At 37.7% G+C, this 5,934-nt stretch carries 4 protein-coding genes; all 4 read right to left on the bottom strand.

What is annotated here, in order from left to right; all coding sequences use genetic code 11:
* Nucleotides 1-252: 252 nt before the first annotated feature.
* Nucleotides 253-3,873 carry a hypothetical protein gene (locus tag F6K54_RS38840; protein WP_293089490.1) on the bottom strand — a complete coding sequence of 1,207 codons (3,621 nt, stop codon included), beginning with the start codon at nucleotides 3,871-3,873 and terminating at the stop codon, nucleotides 253-255.
* A 234-nt stretch (nucleotides 3,874-4,107) separates the two neighbouring features.
* The gene (locus F6K54_RS38835) at nucleotides 4,108-4,719 is read right to left on the bottom strand and encodes a transposase (RefSeq protein ID WP_293089489.1); all 612 of its coding nucleotides are present in this window, start codon (nucleotides 4,717-4,719) and stop codon (nucleotides 4,108-4,110) included.
* Between the two features lie 89 nt (nucleotides 4,720-4,808).
* Entirely contained in the window at nucleotides 4,809-5,135 is a 327-nt protein-coding gene (locus F6K54_RS38830; RefSeq protein ID WP_293089487.1) for a hypothetical protein, read from the bottom strand.
* A 534-nt stretch (nucleotides 5,136-5,669) separates the two neighbouring features.
* Nucleotides 5,670-5,934, bottom strand: a 265-nt coding sequence (locus tag F6K54_RS38825) for an HNH endonuclease signature motif containing protein (protein WP_366558368.1), incomplete at its 5' end; no start/stop codon positions are given.

The following is a 5,934-nucleotide window of genomic DNA, read 5'->3' as shown; positions in this document are numbered from 1 at the left end:
GTCCGGTTGAACAGTGATAAATAAATAACTACGGAGGAGTCAGGAGTCAGGAGTCAGGAGTCAGGAGTAAAGAGGGAAGAAAGAAGAAGAACTGGAGTTGAAGGAGAAAGTTTTTTTATAACTAATTATCCGGACATGATATAACCCCCCTTAAAAAGGGGGGGAACTTCAAACTCCCCCTTTTCAAGGAGGATGCGCGGGGGATCGTTAGGTGTAATTGCTATAGTAAATTTAAATATCTTCTGCTCAAAATTAAGGTTTAATTCTATTCTTTTCAGAATAACGATATTTACTAATCATATACAATCGCCCTAAAGGCAGATAAAAAATCATCCAAATTAATGGCAGACTAATTATTAAAACAGCAGTCAGGAAAAATAGATATGTCTTCATTATCAAAGTTAATCCTAAACCTATTATCATTAAAATAACTGTCATAGCTAAAATAACTAAAGCCCGTATAGTACCTAGTTTTGCTTTCAAATATTTCCAAATCCTTGTACCAAGTACAAGAGGAATTTTATCTTGAATTCCTATTCCCAATTTCACTTCAGCTAAAACTACTTTAAATCCAATTATTAAACTAATAGGAGTAATCAACGGTAGTAAAAATCTATTTAATTTATTGTAAGAAAATACACTTCCTAAACAATAACCCAATATCATTGTTAGGATTAACATAACTATAGACCATTTTGTACCAAATTCTATTTTCAGATATTTCCAAACCCTATTGCCTGGCATTTCTATACCTCGCTGTTTTGCTGTTTTTCTAGATTTAGCTTGAGAGTAAAATGCTCTAAATCCTGCATTTATCAACATACCTATCATCATTCCTATTGCTACTTGCAAAACACCAAAAATTATCATCGTTGTCATCCATAAAATAAACTGGTTGATATGTCTAATAAAAGGATTAATTGAAACAGCACTCCTAGAAAAAATATTAAATAGTCTGTTCAAGGGAGATAGCAATGTAACCACCCCAAAAAATCCTAATCCCAATGCAAACTTGAGAGATTTAAAACCATTCCTTGCTCCAAACATTGCTCCCAAAATAAATATAATTACTGTTGCTATCCCCCGTAACCCACCTAGAGCAAAAAAAGTTAGGAAAAGTCGCACTAAAAAACCTAAAATTTGTTGCACATTCTGATTATTATTTTGATATTGAAGTAAACGAGGAGGCAAAGTAATAGCATAGGGAGTATGTTGGATGAGAAAAGTTTCCAAATAAACCATAGCTCCATCATCCCACTTAGTAGGAATTCGTTCTGCCAATTCCCAATCTAAAACCCATAATTTCATTGAACCGTCATTGCTTCCAGATAGAATATAGCAACCATCTAAACTGAAACAAACTGCCTTGACTGCTTCCCCGTGCCCCTCGAAAGTTCGCAAACAACCAGTCTTTATATCCCATAACTTAAGCGTTTTGTCATTGCTCCCAGACAAAGCATAGCAACCATCCGCACTGAAACTAACTGAAGTTACTCCTTCTATATGCCCTTCAAATGTATTAATACATTCACCTGTAACCACTTCCCACAACTTCAAGCTTCTGTCTAAACTACCAGAAAGAACATATTTATTATCCAGGCTAAAGCAAACAGAAGTTACTGCATCACTGTGTTCATCCCAAGTCTGGAGACATTTACCCGTAGCCACTTCCCACAGTTTAATGGTTTTATCCAAACTACCAGATATCGCATACTCACCATCTGAACTCAGACACACAGAAGTAACTCCTTTAGTATGTTCTGCTAAAGTACGCATACAGTAACCTGTTGCTACATCCCACAATTTGAGGGTATTATCAAAACTCCCTGATAAAGCAAATTTGCTATCTGGGTTCAGACAGACTGAAGTCACTCCTGCTGTATGCCCTGTAAATGTAACTAAGCGATCGCCTGTTTTAACCTGCCACAGTCTCAGCGCCCCATCCTGACTGCCAGATATAACATACCGCTCATCCGAACTCAGACAAATTGAATTTATACTGCCTTGCAAGTAATCTTCAAAAGTTTTCAGACATTTCCCAACGCTAACTTTCCATAATTTAAGAGTATTGTCAGAACTGCCAGAAATAGCAAATTCAGCATTATTAGTCAAACAAATGCAGTTAACGTGACTGGAATGTTCTATAAATGTTCTCTGTTCCCAAGCATCTTTAAATCCTTGACGTGGAAGACACAAATATAATTCCGTCCAAGCTTTCAAAGCCTTTGCATCTCGATTATATCCTGGTTGCGATCGCGCCTTCCTAATATGTCTCGCTGCTGCTACATTATCCCCACGTTTTTTAGCAATTTTGGCTTGTGCCAACTCTTGCTGATAAATCTGCCCAGCAGATAAAATTGTTTCTGCCGACTGTACCCGACACAACATCATAGCTGCTTGATAACCACTGCCAATACCCACCGCCCACAACTTTAACCCCACACCTGCTGACACAGCCATATCTCCATTTGCACTAATACAAATTGAATTAACTGGTTCATCTACATTAAAAGTCTGTAAACAACGCCCTGTAGCTAATTTCCAGAATTTCAGTGTTTTGTTGTCTCCAGATATTACCAACTTACCATCTAGACTGACACAAACAGACCTAACTTTTCCCTGATGTCCATTAAAAGTACGGATACAACTACCTGTAGTGATATCCCAAAGTTTTAAAGTTAGATCATCACTTCCAGATAGAAAATATTTGCCATCAGAGGTCAGACAAACTGAATTAGTTTTTTTTCCATGACCATCAAAACTACCCACACATTCCCCTGTTTTTACATCCCACAGTTTAGGAATACCATCTATTCCTAGAGCTAACTTACCGTCTGGAGTCAGGCTAACAGTATTACCTCCTCCTTCAAAGACATATAGTTTGCGACCCGTACTTACTTCCAATAGAGTGAAAAATCTGCTTTGTAAAGACAGGGCAAAACGACTATCAGCACTCCTCAAGACAGAATTTTCCGAGTTATCTATGGGAAAACTACAGAGTTCTTGACTTGTAGCTAACTCCCATAATTTTAGAGTCAAGTTACTTAGAGAAATTCCATATTTACCATCAGGAGTAATGCTGACTGACTTTATTCCTTCCCCAATGTGTCCGGTAAATGTGCGACATTTTCCAGTTACTACATCCCACTGCTCTAATTTACCATCGTGTTTTCCAGCAAAGCAATATTTGCCATTAGGGGTGAGACAAACCGAATTAACTTTTGTACTATCCTGGTCAAAGTGACGTAATAGTTTCCGCGATCGAGATAAACGTTGTTGTGCTAAATCTAAAACCGCCTTTACTTCTTCTTGTTCGCCTCTACTCAAAAATTCTATAGCAGCTTGACAGTCATCTCGTTCTAAATGAACTAAACCCAGAAAATATTCACCCTTTTTATCTCCAGTGTCAGATTTGCAGACTGACTCCAGTTCTTTGACAACGATATCATCATTAATTTTTTGATAACGCCATAGTAGTAAACCTCGGTTATATGTAGACTCTGGATGTCTGGGATGAGTTTTCAGTGCTTTCTGCCATAGTTGTAATGCCTGTTTTGGCTTACCCAAATCTAATAATGAGACAGCTCGGTTATTGAGACTGTCAGCAATATCTCTAGCCATAGAGGGTTTTTGACGCGGGTAAGTTGCACCTATTTCCTCCTGATAAATTTTAATCAGTTCCGCAGCTACTTGCTGGAGATTTTTGGGGCGATCGCTCGGATTTTCTTGAAAACAGTGTTGCAATAAATCTGCTACTCCTAATGGCATTTTGGGTAACTGAGGATTTTTTTCACCCTCTTCACCCTCCAAAAAATTTTCTAGAACATAAGCTGCAACTGTACCAACAGACCAAGTTCGCTCCCCAAGAAACATTTCTAGGATAGATAAACCGTACGAAAAAAACTGTAGAAAATCATAACAGCTTTTATCTTGATATTGGATTAACCAATATTGGCGCTCTCGGCACAGCTCACTATTCCCTCGGCAGTAAATGCCCCTGGGAATTTCTTATCTTATATCTGAAGACTACCATTAACGTCGGCATTAATTACTTTACCTGTTGCACTTCTGAATAAACCACGTTTGACTCGCTTGCCTACATAGAATTCAATAGCATATTGGTTTTTCTAGATCGATAGCAGATGTTTTACTGCTGTAACTTTCTTCGGTTTCAATAACTTTAATACCAACCAGTTGACATTTATAAGTTATCTGTTGAATTAACTTAGAGTGCGGTATTTGGGTAAAGTTTTGATTATTTTTTTTGCCGATATTTGCACTTTGTTTCCAGTTATCATTTTTTCCTATGACTACAGTACCAATATTATTTGTGGTTAAATACTCAAGCACTAATTTACTGGTGTTATGCAGATAATTCTCGACAAAACGGTTCCGATGATAACTCAATGCTTCAATCTTACGGCTAGTTTTTTTCTGGCCTTTGAGAACACTTTGGTACTTGGCTTTTCGCTTGTTATATAATTGATTGACACTTTTTAGTGGCTTCCCATTAATCAGCAGTGGTTTGACACCAGGCTTATTTGTAGATAGAGCTACCTTACTGTCAATTCCCAAATCTATTCCTGCTACATATGCTGACTGTATCTGTGGAACAGAAGTTTTTTCATATACAACTTCAATTACATAGCAGCCAGTAGCAGGAACTATTCGCACTTCAACTACCTCCTCAACCACTACTGGTATTTTGATTTGGCTCATAGATAAGTGACAAATACCGTCTTTGAGAGGTGCTTTATAAACTGATTATGCATGAATATATAACTACATTTCGGCCTTTGCTTTTGTCCTTATACTTTGGTATTTTGGGTTGAGCGTGAAACTTTTTTGGATGTGCGCGACCATTCTTTGATAGCTTGAAAATAGCCACGCCAAGTTGCAACCAAGCATTTTATGATTTGTTTTGATACTTTAGTTGCTAATGCTCTGTAGGCATCACTATTTTTGGTGGCGTGATATAGCTTGGTTAAATCTAGACTTTTTGAGCACCTGAAAAAATGCTGACGACAATAATAGTTAGCCAGGTTGTACAAGTTTTTTGATTTAAAGGCTAACTCATCACACACCCGCCAATACTGATGTGTTCGGTTAATAATATGTCTGTCAACAAGTCGCATTCACCCGCTATAATTCATCTTAAGTCCTATACCTGTTTAATATTACAACACTTTTCTACTTCTAGCAACTACTTTATACAATAATTTGGTTGAATTGGACATTGTTGCGTCCCTTCTACTCTCGTGTTAAGTTGGCCTCGCCCGGTTATTTAAGCTTTTTACGTTCGGCACACTAGCTTTTCAAATCTCTTTGCCTGTTTAATGCCGAACAATAGAGGTCGGAACTGGCGGAGCATCCCGACGTATTGTGACTAAAATAACGTTTACTTGAAAAAAGTGGGCTGGACTAACCATTTAAACACAAATAAGCGTTTTGGTTAGATTTGTGGTTAGTCTAAGGTTTTCAACAATTTATGGTTAACAGTCGTCAACCCCAATCTAAGGTACTACCAAAATTGGACAAGGAGACAGATTAATAATCCGGTTGTTAAACTAAGCCAGTTTGTTACCAAACCGACTCGTCTTCAGAACCGTGCGTGAGACTTTCACCTCACACGGCTCCTCTCTTAAACGTCCCTTGTCATGGGTACATCCCTACCTTAATATCAACATATCGTCAACCCATAAATAATTTTCAGGTAAGTCCTGTAACTTCGGTTGTGTGTATGTCTTTTTATCTAAGGCAGTTTTAGTATCGTGGCAATGTCGGTGCAACAGTTGTTTATTTTTGTATGTGTTGTCACCACCTTTAGACCTTGGTTTTATATGGTCAACTTCAATTAGGTCATTTGGTCTAAAGGTTAGACCACAAGATGCACATTTACCTTTTTGTCGCTTAAGTAGCGTTGTTACTTCCTTA

This window comes from Okeania sp. SIO3B5 (genome assembly GCF_010692555.1).
In the GTDB taxonomy this organism is placed as follows: domain Bacteria; phylum Cyanobacteriota; class Cyanobacteriia; order Cyanobacteriales; family Microcoleaceae; genus Okeania.
This window is presented reverse-complemented; position numbering and strand designations above follow the sequence as displayed.